This window comes from Cohnella phaseoli, from assembly GCF_003386235.1.
Taxonomy (GTDB): Bacteria; Bacillota; Bacilli; order Paenibacillales; family Paenibacillaceae; genus Cohnella; species Cohnella phaseoli.
The window spans coordinates 34,717-52,823 of sequence record NZ_QRDZ01000018.1 but is presented as its reverse complement, the minus strand read 5'-3'; the positions used below and the strand labels follow the sequence as shown (position 1 = coordinate 52,823).

The following is an 18,107-nucleotide window of genomic DNA, read 5'->3' as shown; positions in this document are numbered from 1 at the left end:
GACGGCTCACGCTTCCCCCTCAACCCCGAAAAATAAAAAACCACATGCAAATCCCCCTATTCGACACATGCCATTCAAAGAGTCCGAATGATACGTTAAGTAGGCTAACGGCCAATAGCCGAACAACATTTCATTACGGAGGTAGAAAGCAACATGCCAAAAGTCTTCAACCATCGCGCCATACTGCTCATGATGATCTTCATGCTGGTCATGACAGGCACGCCAATCGCCTTGCCGGGACAGGCGGCGGCGGAACCGAACGTCCTGCTGTTCCAGGAGGACTTCGAGAACGGAGCTGCCGCGGCCTGGACGCCTGTCCAGGGAAATTGGGAAACCGTGAACGGGGGCAACCCTACTCTTTTCTCGGACGATTTCGAAAATGAAAGCGCTGCCCAATGGAGTAATAACGGAGGGGCTTGGGTCGCCGCGTACAACGGAAGCTCTTATGCGTACAAACAAACGAACGAGAACGGAGCCTCGGAGCTCGTCGCCGGGGATGCCGCGTGGACGGATTACGTCTACGAAGCGGACGTCAAGCTGGGGGTCGGAGCGGGAGCAATGATGGATTTCCGCTATATGGACAGCCGGCATTTCTATTATTTGTACATGAGCGACACGTACATCCGAATAATGAAGCAAAACGGCGACGTTCAGGATTGGATCAAGGCTTACGACGGTCCTTCTCTCGATCGCTCCGATTATGTGAGGATCAAGGTAGAGGCTTCGGGCAACCAATTCAAAATCTACCGCAACGGGGAACTGGTGCTTACAGCAACGGACGATAACGCTCCGTTCCTCTCCGGCAAGATTGGACTGGCCACTTGGGCAACCTCGGTCGAGTTCGACAATGTCTCCGTCACGAATCTGGCGATGAATCAGGTGTTCTTTCAATCTGACAGCCAGGGCGGCGAGGCTTATGCGGGAGACGAAGCCTGGTCCGACTATGCGGTGCAAGTTCAGGTCGCAGCGGTCGACGTGAAGGAAGACGGTAAGATCGGCATCGGAATGCGATACCAAGACGCCAATAACAAATACGTCGTGCAATATTCCGCAAGCGGAACCGTGCAGATCGCCAAGGTCGAAAACGGCCAGACTACCGTGCTGGCGGAAGCGCCATATTCCTTGACTCCGGGGATGACGTATACATTTAAAGGCGTAGTGGCGGGGAAACAATTGGAACTCCATATCAACGGGGTTAAGCTGTTATCCGCCGTCGACACGGCCTTTGCCGCGGGGAAAATCTCCTTATCGCTGACAAGGGCGACGGGAACCTATGATTCGGTCAGCGTCTTCTCGGTCTCGGTTCCGGTCGTATCCGACGGAAATACGACATATTACGTCAGCTCCGATACCGGAAACGACGCGAATGACGGGCTAAGCGAAGCGACTGCATGGAGAACGCTCGATAAGGTCAACCAGGCCGTCTTCCGGGCCGGGGATTCGATTCTGCTCAAGGCGGGCGACGCGTGGAACGAACCGCTTCTTCTGAGCGGGTCGGGTACGGCTCAGTCTCCGATCAAGGTAGCCTCCTACGGTACGGGCGCCAAGCCGGTGATCTCGTGGAACGCCCCCGGAGGCGGGAGCGTTATCACAGGCTACAATCTAAGCCATTGGATCATACAAGGCTTGGCCGTTAACATTATCGCGTCCTCGACGCTGTCCTGGAACGCAGTTACGGCCGGCATTCTTATTCAATACGATTCGTCGAAGCCCCACGGCAACGTCGTCATCGACGGCAACGAAGTATACAGCGCGAGCTACGACGGCAACACGAACGGAATCGTCGTCTCTGCCCTCGTGCCGGGAACCGATCACAGAGAGGTCGCAACGGACATCGTCATTTCCAACAATACGGTGCACAACATAGGCTGGTACGGGATCACGACGACGGGCTGGGATACGGCCAAAAACGAGGAGCTGCGCTCTCAACTGCTGTACGGAAATCTCAAGGTATCCGGAAATCTCGTGCACCATACGGCCAGCCAGGGTATCGTTGTGCAAAATGCGCATAACTCGGTAATCGAGAGAAACGTCGTGCACGACGGCGGCCAAGGGACGGATACGTGGGGTCCAGGAGGGATATGGTTTATCGCTTCGCGGGATTCCGTCATCCAGTTCAACGAGGTATACAACATGAAGGACGCCGGTTCGGGCTACGACGGAGCCGGAATCAACATCGATTGGTTCTGCGACAACATTACGATGCGGTACAATTACTCGCACGATAACAAAGGCAACGGCATCACGACCATGAGCAATTACGGAGGAAAAATAATAAACAACAAAGTCCGAGGCAATCAAGCTCTGCAATCGAACGGCAGAGGTCAAATCGCGCTCGGCAACTTCACGGGAAGACCGGATTTGTCCACAGGGCTGCACGACGTGGAAGTCGCGAACAACACGATCATCGTGGATGTAGACAACACGGTAGCCGTCAATAGCGCGGCTAATCCGTACGGCACATGGACGGGTATCTCCATTCATGACAATCGTATCGTGCTTAAAGAGGAGGCGACAGGCACCGGCGTATTCAACATCGGTCCGGATACGAGCGTCGAGACGATCGATCGCAATTCCATTTTCAGCGATTCGCTGCTGTTCAACGCAAGCTTCCACGATACACCGTATACCGATCTCGCATCCTGGCAGGCCGGTACGGGATATGACAAGGCGACCCGGCTGCTAGCTTCGGATCTGACGCCGCCTTCGGAAGTGTTGGGCGTTGCCGCCGCACTGGACGGTTACGTTCGGCTTTCCTGGACGCCCGCCGCAGATGCGAACGACGAGATCGCGCACTACAATATTTACAGAAGCACGACGGCGGATTTCGTCCCGGCCTATGCCAACATGGTCGGCGAGTCCGTGTCCGCTTCCTTCGAGGACCGCGAGGAAATGCTGCCGAACACGACCTATTTCTATAAGATCGAAGCCGAAGACCGCAGCGGTAACGTCGGCATCGCTTCGGCGACAGTCAGCGTGACGACAGGCCCTTCCGTTCCGGTTGCCGAGAAACCGAAAACAGTCGATTTTCTGTCTATTAGGGACGGATATGAGCTTACCCTTGCCGACCTGCCAACCGCCCCTTATATTACGGGCATTCCGAACGTCCGGAAAGTTCAACTGTTCGTCGACGATCGGCTGGAGCAGGAGCTGGAAACCGCGCCTTACGCTTATACCGTAACGGGCCTAAACAATGGAGAGCATCGCTTGCAATACAAGGTTTACGATCTAAGCGGAGCTGTAACCGAGTCCAGGCCGATCACCGTCTACAAGCATGTGTCGGCACTGCGCAGCCGGTACGCGACGCAGCGGCCTACCATAGACGGCAATCTGGACGAATGGAGCGCTCCCGGATTTCGCATGAACGAACGCTCGCAGGTGAGAGGCATCGAATCCGGGTTCGCAGATCGCTGGTCCCCGCAGCAGCTGGAAGCGGTGGGCTACACCTCTTGGGACGAGAACCATTTCTACTTCGCCATGGAGGTAACCGAGGACAATCACCATTTGGCGATCGCAGATCCGGCCGACCTGTGGAAAGGCTCGGGAATTCAAATCGCCATCGACCCGGACAGAGGAAGTTCTCCCGGCAGTAAAGGATACACAGAGCTCGCTTTCGGGTTAACCGACGACGGGCAGGCGCTCGGCTACCGCTATCACGCGATCGCGGGCAAAGCCGAGGGAGTTTTTACCGCCGGAGAAATTGCAATTGTCCGCGATTCGGCGTCCAATAAGACGCGTTACGAAATTTCCGTGCCATGGAGTGAGCTTATTCCGGCAGGATTACGGGCGACAGACGGTTCCGCCTTGGGAATTTCCGTATTGGCGAACTACAGCGATGGGACCGTAAGTCATCCGGATCACGGAGACTCCCGCAACGGATGGATCGAGTACAACAGCGGCATCGGCGCGGGCAAAGCCCCCGCCCAATTCGGCTATATGCTGCTCGGCAACCAACCGTTCGCCGCTCCGCTCCTGAGCGGAACGATCTCGGGACAAAAAGCAGCGCTAAGCTGGGAGGCGATAGTCGGCGCTTCCGGCTACATCGTGAAATACGGTACGTCGCCCGGCATTTACGAGAATGCGATTAACGTCGGCCCTTCGACAAGCTACGAAACGCCGAATCTAACACGCGGAAAAACGTATTACTTCGCGGCGAATGCCTACGATTCATACGGAGAGAGCGGCCTGTCCAACGAAATTGCGCTGTTCTTCGCTACGGGAACAGGCTCCCAGCCTAACGCCGGAGGTAGCGGCGGATCGCCAGGCGTTAACAACCCAAGCGAGAGCATCGAAATCAAGCAAGGGACGGCTTACGTTACAATTGACGAATCGTCTCCCCAAGCTCGGCTCCCTCTTGCCGCTTTAGGGGATTATCCGCTTCAAGTCCGGCTGGGCGGCGTTGCGCTGGACATCCCGAAAGCGGTATTGAAAAAGCTGAAGGAGCAAGCCGGGGAAGCGCAAAGCGCCTCGATTGAAATCGGCATCGTTCCGCTGAAGGAAACGTCCGCACCGGAGAATGGCGGCAGCGTCCGCTGGACGCTTGCGGATCGGGCTTACGACATCTCCGTATCCCTGATCACGAATGGACAGCGTCTTCCGTTCCCGTCCGACGACATCGCGATCGCGCTGCCCTATGATCCCGATCAAGTCGACGAGCAGCTTCTCGGACTCTATCTCTACGAAGAAGGAACGTGGAAATATATCGGCGGCAGCGCGGACCCCGTCAAGAAACAAGTAAGCGCGCTTCTGCTCCGATCGGGCGTCTATTCGCTATTCGAGTACGACCGATCGTTCGCCGACGTTCCGGCGGAGCATTGGGCGAATCGGACGCTGCAAATTCTTGCGGCCAAGCATATCGTCAACGGCAGAAGCGATTCGTTGTTCGATCCTGCCGGAAAGACGACACGCGCGGAATTCGTCGCCCTGCTGGTCAACGCCTTACAACTTCCATCTGCGAGTGAAGCGTCCGGATTCAACGACGTTGCTCCCGGCGCCTGGTATGCCGATGCCATCGCGGCAGCCGTCCGCTCCGGTATCGCAACGGGAAGAAGCTCGGACCGTTTCGCTCCCGAGCAGCCGATGACTCGCGCCGAGATGGTCGTCATGCTGGCTCGCGCGCTCCGTATCGAGGCAGGCTCCGGCACCGCGGCCGATTATGCCGATGCGTCAGGCATCCCGGCCTGGGCGCAAGCTGCCGTCGTCGCCGCTTCGAAGGCCGGCCTCGTGCAGGGCGACGGCAATCGTCTGTTCGCTCCGCAGCGTCAAGCGACGCGGTCGGAGGCCGCTCAACTCATTTACAATCTGCTCCGGTATAAGCAAGGATAAGCGTTAATGCAAAAGAGGAAGCCGCCATGCATCGGGCGGCTTCCTCCTTTTCTTATTCAAGAGATGATCCCGCAAGCCCTTAGCCAGTTGAGCGCAATGAGCAAGTTGCCTGCCGAATTCATATGAACCTGGTCGTAGGTGAGAGTTTTCCCCCGCTGAGCCCGCAAGTATCGTTGAAACAGCTCATTCTGCCGCACAAGAATCGCCCCAAACTCCTCCGCCACTTCCCTGACGATCCGATTATAAGGCTGCAGCCGTTCGTTGCTGCCGTCGTCCGGATTTTCCGAGATGATCGTCGTTTCCATGAGCACGAGGGATGACCCGCATTGGCCGATCGTCTCTCGCAGCAGCTTCCTGTACGTGTCCCTGTACCGCTCCGGGCCGACCTGCTTCCATTCGTCGTTAATGCCGATCGACACCGACAGCCAATCGGGCTTAAGCGCCACGACATCCTCCTGCCAACGAGCTTTCAGATCGAGTATCGTCTCTCCGCTGACGCCTCTGTTCTCCACTCGGAGCGTAACGTCGGGCAACATGAGCGACAAATAATCGTTCACGATTCTGACGTACCCGCTGCCGATTCCCTCGGGATCGTCCTTCCTGCCGCAATCCGTAATGCTGTCTCCGATAAATACGATTCTCTGCCCTTCCTTAAACATGAGTTGTTCGCCTCTTTCGCCTAATATTAAATCAATAAGGAAGGGACTATTCGCGCAGCCGGCGCCGTACGCCGTCCGAAATAGTCCCTTCCGGTAAAGTTTTTCTCTTTGTTTAACGACCTTCAGTCGTCGCTTGCTTGTTCGTTTCCTCGATCACCTTGGCGCCGCCCTTGGACAGCCAGGCTTCCTTGAATTTGTCGAAATCCGCGGCGACGTCTTTGGAGTTGGCGATCAGTTTAACAATCTCCTCGTTCACAAAGTCTGTCAGTTGATTAGGAATGCTTGGATCGAGAGCATCCTCGTCGATATTCAAGTACGCAAGCGGATTGGAAACGGCGTAATCGCCCGTAGACTTGGACAAGGCTACGATTTCCGCTTTGTTGGGCGTAGTGTCCGGCAAGTAGTCGGTATTCCAGGATACCAAAGCTTTAAGACTGAAGCCTTTGTCCTTGGTCTTCTCCTCGTCGGTCATCAGCGAGACGACAGTGTCTCCGTCCTTCTTGTAATGAACGCCTTCGACTCCGTTGAGCATCAGGTCTTGCCCCTCGTCCGAGAGCAGGAAATCCAGCAATTCCAGCGCCTTCTGCCGTTTCTCTTCGGAGATGCCGGCGTTGATCGAAGTCTCGCACCAGAAGTTGTTGAAGCCGTCCATGCGCTGAATGCCCGTCTTGCCCTTCAGTGTGCCAACCCAGGTGAAGATCGACTTAGGGTCCGCCTCGGGCTTAGCCTGATTAAACTTGTTGTAAATGTCGTTATAGAAAGTCGCGTTGGCATTATGAATGATCATTCCGACTTTGCCGGTCACGAACTTCTCGATTTTTTTGTCGTCCGTGTTCAGCATGAATTCAGGGTCGAGCATTTTCTCGTTATACATTTGATGCAGGAACGTGACCGCTTCCTTCGTCTCTTCCGAGATCACTTCCGGCATCCACTGTCCGTCTTTTTTCTCCCAGCGCTCCGTGCTTGTGTCGAATGCGTTAAAGATCGGGTACTGCCACCATACGCCGCCCGAGCTGGATGTGTATCCGTACGTGTCCTTCTTGCCGTTGCCGTCCGGGTCGTTCTCCGTGAAAGCTTTGGCTACCGAATAAAATTCGTCGATCGTAGTCGGAACGGACAATCCGAGCATGTCCAGCCAATCCTTGCGGATCAGAATGTTATGTCCGCTGACTGCGTCCTTGCCGCTTCCCGACTCATTGTAGATCGGCAGCGCGTAGTGCTTGCCTCCCGTCGTCTTGGCCAGCATCTCGAAGTTGGCGAGAGAATCGCGGATATTCGGATACGAATCGGCATAGTCGGAGATCGGCAGCACCATTCCCTCTTTGATCCACTGGCGATATTGAACCGGGCGGTCGATGCCGTAAGAGACAAATACGTCGGGCATTTCGCCCGAGGCGATCATCACGTTGAGCTTCTCTTCCCAGTCGTTCCAGGAAGCCGTAACCGGCTTCAGCCTAACGTTCAATTTCTCCTGCAGCTTCTTGTAGATGACGGAATCCGGAGAATCGGCTCCTTCGAACATCCAGCTGAATACGGATAGCTCGACAGGCTCCGCCGATTGCGCAGCTTTGCTCTCCTCTCCTCCGCTTGGCGAGGAAGAACCGCTTCCTTCCGCCCCGTTATCTTTGCTTCCGCCGCAGCCCGACAGAATGCTGGCCACCGTGAATACGACCAATAACATCAGCACCAGTTTTTTTCTAAACATGCATGTCCAACTCCCCTGAATGATTTAGTAAGCATAATATTTTCCCCGAACTGGATCAACTTTTGATCGAACCGATCATCACCCCTTTCACGAAATGCTTTTGGATAAACGGGTATACGGCGATGATCGGAACGACGGAGACGACAACGATGGCGCTCTTGATCGTGTCTGCCAGCATAAATTCTTGACTGACGAAGCTGCCGCCCCGAGTCAGCTCCATATTGTTGTTGATGAGGATGTCCCTCAACACCATGGCTAGCGGCCACAGTCCCTTGTCATTGAGAAACAGCATCGGAACGTACCAATTGTTCCACTGTCCGACCGCGACGAACAGGCCGATCGTAGCCAGGGCCGGAACGGACAGAGGCAGCACGATGCGGGCAAAGACGGTCATATAGCCGGCGCCGTCTATCGTCGCGGACTCTTCCAGCTCCTTCGGTATGTTCTGGAAGAACGTCTTCAACACCACCATATTGTAGACGCTTAGCGCCGCAGGGACGATCATGACCGCAAGGCTGTTGACCAGTCCCAGCGTTTTGATCAGCAAATAGTAAGGAATAAGCCCCCCGCCGAAAAACATTGTAAAAATAATGAATAGAAAGATCGCCGTTCTTCCCGGGAGATCCTGCTTGATCAGCGGATAGGCGGTAATCGCCGTAATGAACAACTGATACAAGGCTCCCGCCGCCGTCACGAAGACGGAGACGATCAGAGAGCGGACGAGCGTGTCCTTGGAGAACACGTACTCGTACGCTTCGAAAGACAATTTGCGAGGAAACAAATGAAAGCCGGATTTGATCGACTCCTCGTAAGGCAGGACAGAGCCGACAAGAACGTGCCAGAAAGGATACAACGTAATCGCGGCCATGAATAGAAGAAACAAGATGTTGAAGCCGTCGAAAATTTTGCCGGAGAGGCTCGTCGACTTGACCAATCAGGAACGCCTCCTTTAATAGATGCCTTGACCGCTCATCCTCTTCGCCGCTTGGTTGACAAGGATCAGCAGCAGGAAATTGATGATATTCAGGAACAGTCCGATCGCGGTCGCCATGCTGTATTTTCCTTGCGTTAATCCGATGCGGTACACATATGTGTCGATAACGTCGCCGCTCTCGTACACCATCGTGTTGTACAGGTTAAACACCTGGTCGAACCCGCCGTTCATCATGCTGCCGAAATTCAAGATCAGCAAAATGGAGATGACGGGAAGCAGGCTGGGCAGCGTAATGTGCACAATTTGCTTAAACCGGTTGGCTCCGTCAACGGTAGCCGCCTCGTACAGATCCGGATTAACGCCCGCCAGAGCGGCCAAAAAGATGATCGTCCCCCAGCCGGCCTCCTTCCATATGCCCGAGAGCACGAGAAGCGGCCTGAACATGGCATTGCTCGTCAGAAAATTAACGCTCTCTCCTCCGAATGCGGTGATGATTTTGTTGACAAGCCCTTCGTTGGAAAGAAGAGAAAAAATAATGCCCGCTATCGTCACCCATGAAATAAAGTGCGGCAAATAAACGATCGTCTGAATCGAACGCTTGAACAGCTTGTGCCGGACTTCGTTAAGCAGAATAGCCAGCACGATCGGAGCCGGAAATCCGAACAACAGCCGCAGCAGATTAATCTCGATCGTGTTCCGGAACACCTGCCAGAACTTGTCGGTCGCGAACAGCCTCTCGAAGTGTTCGAAGCCGACCCACGGACTTCCCAGAATGCCCTTGGTCATCCAGAAGTCCTTAAACGCGATCGTCGCTCCATACATCGGAATATAGTTAAAAATAATCAGGAACACGACGGCCGGAAGCAGCATGACATAGAGCATTTTATATTTGCTTATCCGCCGCGCAACGTCGTCGGCCCCCTGCGTATTTACAGCTCTCGCTGCCATGTCGTTCTCACCCGCTCTCCTTCGTCCGCTCATCGACGCCGCTCCGGTCGCCGAATCCGGTATTGTTTCGCACAAGCACATTGTCCGTCGTCTCCGGGTCGACGCATATTCCATCCTCGGTCGCGGGAACGATCGTCAATCTTCGGTTGTTCTCAATCGTAACGTCCTCGGCGTGGCTGACCATCAAGCTTCCCAGGTACAGCTCGCGATTAGAGACGCAATTGCCGTCTCCGTCCTCGGCGGTTTTGCGCGGTCCTGTATTAGAATTCATAATCGCGTTGTTGCGAATGAAAACCCGATTGCACGAGGATACGAAGATGGCCTGCTGCGGACAGTTCACGATGGTGTTGTCCTCTATGCAAATGTTGCGAAAGACGGGATAACGCGTTCTGCCCTGCTCCAGGTAAACCCCCATGTAGATGACGGCCATATTCCAATGGTTCACATCGCAGCTCTCGATCAGATTGCCGCGAATCGTCACATTCTCCGCCCCGAAGCCCTCCGCCCAACGCGACTCCGCGCCGCATTCGATTTGAATCGCCGAGCCTTGATTCAGATAAAAATGATTATTTTCCACCCATCCGTCGCCTGCATGCAGTAGAACGCCTCTGGCCCGATTTTGATGAAAAAAGTTGCGGCGGACGACATAGCGGCCGGAATCGTATTTTCGGTTAAACAAAATTTCATTGCCGACCAAGTCGTCGGGAAGCGGCGCCTCGAATTCGATCGTGCAGCCCTCTCCGCGCTCGTCCCACTGCGCCTCGACAATGCGGGCGACGATTCCGGTCGGAGACAAATCCGTTCGGCGAAATTCGATCGGATCGCCTTCGGCGAACGGATTGCGCCACTTGAACACGCGGCTTAGCCGGAGCTTTGCGACTCCGATTCGTTCGAACCCTTGAACGGAATTGTCATGGATGTTTAAGCAGTCGTCTCCGTTATAGCTGAAATCGCAATTTTCAATCACAAAATGCCCCTGTGAATTGCTGATATGGCATCCGTCCGCGGTGGCCGATATACAGCGCGTCGTCCCGGGCCGCTTGACGACCCTGCAGCCGTCCAACGTCCAATTGCGCTGCTCGCCGCTTACGACGAACGCATGCCCCGGAGCCGAATAGATCGTAATATCGGCCATGCGCAGGTGCCGATTACCCTGCAGCTCGAACCCGTTCGCGTCATATACGTAATGCCGGACGATATACGTCTGACCGGGTTTCAGGAAGCGGTAATCGGCCGCATTCGAAAGCTCGATGCGCAACGCATTCCGGGCGACGACGGTTACAGGCCCCAAAGGCTCTCCGCTAAATTCCTTGCCTCCCTCGCAGCCGGGCGTCAACGTGCGCGGGTTCATCGGATTCAAGGTACGTATATCGAACCTCTTGGGAACGCCTTCATATTCGGGAAGTTCCAGTTCGAAGGACAAGCCGTCCTCCGCGACTTGGCGTATCCGGCCAATGCTAGCCAGCGGTTCTTGATCCCAATCCCAATCCACGGTGAAATTTTCGAATACCGCCCGCTCGCAATGACGGATTGTAACGAACGCAGCTGCGGTTGAGAAAATCAATTCCGAGCCCCCGCCGTCGAATCGAAAGTCCCGCAGACCGTCGAACACCGGGTGCTCGCCGCTTATGAAGCGATAGATGCCCCTGGGAACAACCAATTCGGATATGTCTTCCTGTCTGCAATACTCGATCGCCTTCCGAAACGCTTCCCCATTACAGAATCCTTCTACGGGTTGCGCTCCGAATTCGCTAACGCTGACTTTCCGCCGGTCGCCCGCTGCCGGACAATCTATCCGAATCGATTGCGCTTCCATCGGCGCTGCGCTTGTGTGTCTCCTGCTTGAATTCAACTGTTTTCCCCCCCGGACAACTTACTGGTTAACAACCTAGCTTGATTGTGCCACAGACGATCCTCCCGTTATATGTGGTTAGTTCGGATACTCGGATGTGCTTTGTTGCGAACCTTGTTCCCTATAAACAAATGGGGCTGTCTCATAAGCAAAAAAAGCCGTACAAAAGAATGATCGATAGAGAGTGTTGTCGTGCATGTATCTCCTTACGCTGCTATACGATCCTGAAATCCGAATGGTAAACCCGTAATAGGGTAATTTCAGGACCGTATGAGGCAGTCTCCAGAAGATACATGCACTATTTCTTTATCGATCATCTTGTACGACTCTACTTATGGGACAGCCCCATCTGTCCGGAAGTTTATGAGGAGGCTTGCCCGGGCTGACGTTTCATGGATTGCTTATATTCGAACGGCGACAGACCGACGTGCTTCTTGAACAGCTTGCTGAAGTGGGCATAGTCGTCGTAACCGACCATCCGTCCGACCTCGTACAGCGAAATGTCCTGCTCCAGCAAAGAAACGGCCGCTTCAAGCCTTCTTTGAATCAAATAATTGATGAAACTTTGTCCCTTCTCCTGTTTAAACAGGTGGCTCAGGTAATTCGGGCTGAGGAAATATTTGCGAGCCATATCCTTAAGCGAAATTCGGTGAGCGTACAGCCGGTCGAGATCTCTCGCGATGTCCTCCACGACCTGCAGCGAGCCGGCTTCGTCGGGTTTCTTCTTCTGCTCGTCGACAAGGCTTCTCATCTCCTCCAACAAATCGCCGGGATTCCCGCAATGTAAAATGAGATCTTGTCCGGTGATTGCGTCCGCTCCGTCCGGCTCGCTCCCCGAACGGATACCTGCGACGGAAACGACGAATTGATTGTAGATCTCGACAAGGCCGCCAATATGAATTTTTTTAGAGGAGATGCCTTTATGCACCTCGAACAACGCTGCTTCCAGATGCTCCAGCCTTGCCGCTCTGGCGATCCGCTCCCGCAGCGCCGGCACGGCCGCGTTCGCTTCGGGCCTATAGCGATAGATGGCGCTTTCGCCGCCGCCATATAACATCGAGGTTTCCGCCATCGTGTTCGCTTGATGATAGAGCCGCCCGATCCGGTGCTCCGAGCCGGCAAGCGAGCTGATTCCGATGTCCCACTCCCGATCGGCCGATAAACTCCTAAGCTCGCGCCATAGCTTGCGAAGCTCGGCCGGGCGAAAGTCGGGCCATCCCCCTAACAACGTCCATTTGAATGCGCTCGTTTGCCAGCGACAAGATGCAATCCGATAACTCGCGAGCAGATTGTCCAATTGGCGCAGCTCGTCTTCCGCAAAGGGCCGTTTGCCCTTAACCGTCGCGAACGAATACCGCTTAGCAGAAGGGAAGGCAGCCCCCTTCGGCGCCAACCGCGCAACAGCCTGCCGAATCGTGACATCGTTCTCGATCCATTCCAGAAACCGCATAGAATTGCCGTAAGCCTCTCGCGCTTCGCGGTCCCGCTCCTGCTCCGCGAGCCGCCGGGAGCATCTCTCCAACGTGTGCAGCAGCTCCTCTGTGTTGACCGGCTTCAACATATAGTGAAAACAGCCTTTCTCCAACGCTTCCTTGGCATAGGCAAATTCTCCGTAGGCGCTCATAAATACGACCAGCGTTCGAGGCGACGCCCGATTGATAAACGTCAGCAAGTCCATCCCGCTTTTGCCCGGCATACGGATGTCGCTGATAACGACGTCGATGGAGTGACTCCGCAGCAGGCTTTCCGCGGCGTTGACGTCGCCGACCGCAGCCAAGATGCGAAATCCCGCTTCGCTCCAATCGATTATCTGTTCCATATCTTTTAGAATCCACGGTGCGTCGTCTACCAGAATCAAGTTATGCATCGGTGTCTCCCCCGCCCCTTAGTGGGACCGTAATCGTGATGATCGTTCCCCTATTCTGCCAGCTTTTGATTGACAGCCCGTACGGCTCCCCGTAATAGATGCGGATTCTTTTATGAATATTGACGAGTCCGATGCCTTGCCCAAAGCCGCCGCTTCCGGCGGAAGCGCCAGACATCCGCTCAAGCTCGGAGCGCAAGTTCGCCGCCTTGCTCTCGTTCATTCCAAGGCCGTTGTCCATGACCTTGATTTGCAGTTCGTCCTTCTCCGTGGCGACGGCTTTAATACGGATGATCCAGCGTCCGCTCTTCTCTTCAAGCCCATGGAATAGCGCGTTCTCGACGAGCGGCTGCAATATGAGCTTTACGATTGACTGTCCCCCAAGCGCCGGAGCCAAAGAAACCTTGAATTGCAGACGTTCGCCAAAGCGAATTTTCTGGATAGCGATATACCTTTCCAAGTGTTCCAGCTCTTTGTACAGAAGAACAAACTCGTCCGTACGGGTAATGTAGCGAAAATAGGAAACCAAATTATCGATCGCCATCGCGACCTCCCTCTTGGCGTTGGAAAGCGACATTCCCCGGATCGAATGCAGCACGTTGTACAGAAAATGCGCATTGATCTGGCTCTGCAGCCCGTTCAGTTGGTACAACTGCTTGTCCATCTCCGTTTCATGAAGCTGTCGCTGCGATTGGAGCAAATGATCGGTAAGCCCTTTGATCTGGTCCAGCATATTGTTGTAATGGTCCTGAATCACCGTAATCTCGTTCTTATAGCCGAATTTCAGCTTGGCGTCCAGATTGCCGCTCGCCGCGCTGTCGAACGCGTCAGCCATTTTAGTAATCGGGTGGGTGAGACGAATGTTGAAAGATACGACGGCAAGGAAGACGATCAGCATCATGACCGCCACGATCGCAATCAACGCATAGGGAATAATATTGGCTTTTTCCAGCAGCTTGTCTTTGTCGATTAGCGCGATAAACTTCCAATCCAGGCTCTTGATCGGAATCGATTGATACAGGTAGTTCCCGTTTTCGATACGGACGTCGGACACCCGATTCGACGGAAGATCCCGAACGAGCGTGCGAATATTCGCAAAGTCGTGCCGCCCGTCCGAAGCTCCGATCAGATCGTCGTTTTCGTTCACGATATACACGATCGCTTTATTGTCCAGGCCGCTCGTATGCAAAATCTGTTGAATCCATTTCGTATCCAGCAGCAGAACGCCGATATAGATTCCCTGCAAGTAACGATTGCGCTGAATCGACTTTACCTGCGAGAACGCCAGCAATCCTTGCTCCTTGCTGCCCATGGGCGGAGAGATTTTGATTTTGCCGTTAATCGAACCCGTTTGTTGCTTGTTGCGGATATAATCTATCATTTCTCCGGACAGCAATTGTCCCGTCGAGACGATCCGGTAATCGTCGGCGTTAATCATCCCGACTGTCTTGATCGTCGGGTCAAGCGACATATAAGAACTCATATTTCTTAACAAAGCGTCGGTTTCCCGCCAGGACATATTATCCAGCATGACCTGTTGGATGTTCCGGTTATAGAAGACGGACTTGGCCAGCAAGTCGACGCGACTAAAATATTCTTCGAACCGATCGTTCGTTTGATTAACGAATTGATTGATATTGTCCAGTGCGTTTTGCTTCATAATATGGACATACGAGAAATAGCCCACAAATCCAAGCAGGAGAATGGGCAATATGGCAATGCAAATATTGGTCAAAATCATACGGTAGCTCAATCTATATTTCTGGGTGTAGGAAACGATCTGCTTATACATGAGTTCCTCCGCACGATGCATGAGGGTAAATCCCCGATGTAGGGGTGTATCTATGATGTCACATTCGCCATCGCTCGTCCATGTGTTTTTCATCCGTTCCGGCATGTCGTCTTGTGGGAATGCATGAAAAAGGAGCCTCTCCGATCCCGGATGAGACTCCTCTTGGATTGCTTATAAGATTACCCGTTCCGCTTATTTCCCGTGAAAAACTTCCGGAGTCGTCATCTTGTCGTAAAACTCCGTGAACAGGTCGCGCTTGTCGGAAGCTCTCCAGCCCATGGCCGATCTCGGATGCTCATCCAGCGTGCCCGTAATCATGTCGGGAATCAGGTAGCCCCACTCTTCCTTCTCGCGCAGCTTAACCATGTGCTTCTCGATCATGCCGAGCACCGGACGAAGACTGTACTCCGGACGCGTGAGCTTGGCGAGCAGCAGCTCTGTCGGCGTATTGCCGGCGGCGCGTCCCATGCCGAAGACGGATGAGTCCAGCAGCTCGACGCCGAGCTGTGCGGCGGTCAACGTGTTCGCGAACGCCAGCTGCAGATTGTTATGGGTGTGAACGCCCAAGCGCTTGTTCTTCAGCGAGCGGCTGAACTTCTCCACCAGATAGCGAATGTCGTCCGAATCGAGACTGCCGTAGGAGTCAACGATGTACACGATATCGATCGGGCTGTCGTTGATCATCGCCAGCGATTCGTTTAATTCGTTGTCCATAACGCCGGACAGCGCCATAATGTTGATCGTCGTCTCGTAGCCGCGCTTATGGAACAGCGTGCCAAGCTCGATCGCCTTCGCCGTGTCGCGGGCATAGCAAGCGACGCGGATCAGATCGAGCATCGACTCGCTGCGCTCCAGCACGTCATTCTCGTCTACGCGTCCGACGTCGACGAGCGCGGACAGCTTCGTGCGTTTCTTCTCTCCGATGACCTTGCGCAGGAAATCGTCGTCGAGAAATCTCCACGGCCCTTCCTTGCCTTCGCTCTTCAGCAGCTTAGGAGAGTTTTTGTAGCCGATTTCCATGTACTCTACGCCGGCTTCATTTAAGGACTTGTACAGATCCTGCACGAACTCTACGCTGAAATCCCAGTTGTTGACCAAACCTCCGTCGCGGACGGTGCAGTCCACGATCTTGCAGTGATTCGTCTTGCTATGTACCGTCATGATTGTAATTCTCCCTTTCTCGGCCCCGCGGATACCTGTGTCGAAATATAATGATTATTAGTTTACATCAAACGGCCCGTGTTTGCTACCTTTAATCCGCCAATTTTAGGAGAATTGAAATACGATGCCGTCTCCGTGACAATCGATGCATAAGCTTTTACCTTCCATAAACCAGACGTCCTTGCTCTCCATATAGAAGGTCACCTTCTCGGCGACCGCCGTCACTGCGGCGTCGATCGGCGTATCCCGCGTAATGCCGAAGGCAAAAGGAAGCTCCCCTCCGCTAACGTATCGCACGAATACTCTTACCGTTTCCCCATCGGCGATTCCCCATTCCCCTTTGAAGCATGACAGCGCGGAAGGCGTAACGATCAATTCCATATCCAACACCTCACCTTTCAATTTTGGGTACCTCTTCATTTTACATTTATTCCGCTGATAAGAAAATGAGCCGAATCACACGAGATTCGGCCGATTGCTTTGTTATTTATACATTTCGTCGGATCGCGGCGTCGGTTGGCGGTCTACGAGGTGCCGATCCGTTTCTGAACACGAGCGGCGCGACCGCAGCCGACAGCGCCAGCAGCGCAGCTCCGGCAAACATCGAAATGCCGTAGGACTGCACCCACATCGGCCCGCCGGCCGCCTGGTCGTACAGCCACCCGCCCGCGATCGGTCCGATGAAGCCCGCAATGCCCGTGAATGCCGAGAATACGGCGACGTACATCGGCCGCTCCGATTTCGGCGAATCCCCGATCAAAAAGTTGAAGACGAGCAAGTTATAGCCGGCCAATCCGAAGCCGAGCAGCACATGCGCGACGATCAGAATGAGCAGCGCGGGCAGGACGGCCATAATCCCCCATATCGCGCATGCGCCTGCGATCAGCGGAAACGTCCAGAGCAACAGCGCGTTCGTCGAATATCGGCTGTTGAGCAGGCCCCAATAGTAATAGCTGATCATCATCACCAGATTTTGCAGCATAATGATCAAAGTGACCTTGCTCGCGCTCAGCTTCATCACCTCAAGCATGACATAGGAGAACAGCGGAACCGCAACGTTCTGCAGCAAAATAAACAAAGCAATGAACAGCGTAGCGGTCAGAAACCTTCGGTCCGTGAACGGACGAGAGAACATGCGCAGCGACTTCCCGCTCTCCGACGGCTGAAACGGCGGGTTCGGATAGCGCGTCAGCGCCCAGCCGTTCCAAACAATGCAGACGGCGCTTATGCTGAACAGTACGACGAATCCTTGCGTACCCGGCAGCCACTCCATAATCTGCCCGCCGAGCAGCAGCGTAATGCAGACGACGGCCCAGTGTACCGTGTTGCGAATGCCGAAATATTTTCCCCTGACGCTTGCGGGAACGATGTCCGCCATCAGAGAGGTCCACACGACGCCCCCCGCCTGACCGGAAATCATGCAGACGAGCCACATCGCCAAATAGACGGGAATCCATGCATCCTCCGAAAACGTTAGCGGGATCAGTCCGGTTCCGACCCACATCGTCCGATGAACGATACCGAACAACGCGACGAAAAAGCGACGATTGCGCCAGCTCTGCATCACGAAGGCGATCAGCACTTGAATCAGCAGAGCGAATGGAGGAATCGCCAGCACCAAGCCGATATGAAAAGCGGAAAACCCCAAATAGGTCAAAAAGACGGTTTGCAGCGGACCGCCCAGCAGATTTGCCAATATGTTCGCCGGAATACCTTCGATCAAGGAGATTCTTAAACTTTTACGATTCTCGGATTCGCTGCTGCGAACTGTGAGCGAGCGCTTCATTCCGCTGATCCAACCGCTCATCGCGATGTTCCCCCATGTTGTACCGAATCTTGCCTCGAGATGCTCTGTATGCTTACACCG

Annotated in this window: 11 protein-coding genes; 1 reads left to right on the top strand and 10 read right to left on the bottom strand. The window is 54.3% G+C overall.

Going from position 1 to position 18,107, the window contains the following annotated elements:
- Positions 1–153: 153 nt before the first annotated feature.
- Positions 154–5,325: an S-layer homology domain-containing protein gene (locus tag DFP98_RS21465; protein ID WP_116062662.1), complete on the top strand. Its 5,172-nt coding sequence runs from the start codon at positions 154–156 to the stop codon at positions 5,323–5,325.
- 56 nt (positions 5,326–5,381) lie between these two features.
- Here DFP98_RS21465 and DFP98_RS21460 read toward each other — a convergent pair whose 3' ends face one another.
- From DFP98_RS21460 to DFP98_RS21415, 10 genes are all read right to left on the bottom strand, one after another.
- Positions 5,382–5,984 carry an SGNH/GDSL hydrolase family protein gene (locus DFP98_RS21460; RefSeq protein ID WP_116062661.1) on the bottom strand — a complete coding sequence of 201 codons (603 nt, stop codon included), beginning with the start codon at positions 5,982–5,984 and terminating at the stop codon, positions 5,382–5,384.
- A gap of 112 nt (positions 5,985–6,096) precedes the next feature.
- Positions 6,097–7,689, bottom strand: a complete 1,593-nt coding sequence (locus DFP98_RS21455) for an extracellular solute-binding protein (protein WP_116062660.1) — start codon at positions 7,687–7,689, stop codon at positions 6,097–6,099.
- Positions 7,690–7,744: 55 nt separating this feature from the next.
- Positions 7,745–8,623 carry a carbohydrate ABC transporter permease gene (locus DFP98_RS21450; protein WP_246016630.1) on the bottom strand — a complete coding sequence of 293 codons (879 nt, stop codon included), beginning with the start codon at positions 8,621–8,623 and terminating at the stop codon, positions 7,745–7,747.
- A 15-nt stretch (positions 8,624–8,638) separates the two neighbouring features.
- Positions 8,639–9,571, bottom strand: coding sequence for an ABC transporter permease (locus tag DFP98_RS21445; RefSeq protein ID WP_116062659.1), 933 nt, complete (start codon positions 9,569–9,571; stop codon positions 8,639–8,641).
- Between the two features lie 7 nt (positions 9,572–9,578).
- The gene (locus tag DFP98_RS21440) at positions 9,579–11,423 is read right to left on the bottom strand and encodes a right-handed parallel beta-helix repeat-containing protein (RefSeq protein WP_147310255.1); all 1,845 of its coding nucleotides are present in this window, start codon (positions 11,421–11,423) and stop codon (positions 9,579–9,581) included.
- Positions 11,424–11,784: 361 nt separating this feature from the next.
- Entirely contained in the window at positions 11,785–13,290 is a 1,506-nt protein-coding gene (locus tag DFP98_RS21435) for a response regulator transcription factor (RefSeq protein WP_116062657.1), read from the bottom strand.
- Positions 13,283–15,079, bottom strand: coding sequence for a cache domain-containing sensor histidine kinase (locus tag DFP98_RS21430; protein ID WP_181917838.1), 1,797 nt, complete (start codon positions 15,077–15,079; stop codon positions 13,283–13,285). The genes DFP98_RS21435 and DFP98_RS21430 overlap by 8 nt, the downstream gene beginning before the upstream one ends.
- Before the next feature lie 192 nt (positions 15,080–15,271).
- Entirely contained in the window at positions 15,272–16,240 is a 969-nt protein-coding gene (locus DFP98_RS21425) for an aldolase catalytic domain-containing protein (protein ID WP_116062655.1), read from the bottom strand.
- 105 nt (positions 16,241–16,345) lie between these two features.
- Positions 16,346–16,642 (bottom strand): HesB/YadR/YfhF family protein, encoded by a 297-nt coding sequence (locus tag DFP98_RS21420; RefSeq protein WP_246016629.1) that lies wholly within the window; start codon positions 16,640–16,642, stop codon positions 16,346–16,348.
- A gap of 85 nt (positions 16,643–16,727) precedes the next feature.
- Entirely contained in the window at positions 16,728–18,047 is a 1,320-nt protein-coding gene (locus tag DFP98_RS21415; RefSeq protein ID WP_116062654.1) for an MFS transporter, read from the bottom strand.
- Positions 18,048–18,107 lie beyond the last annotated feature (60 nt).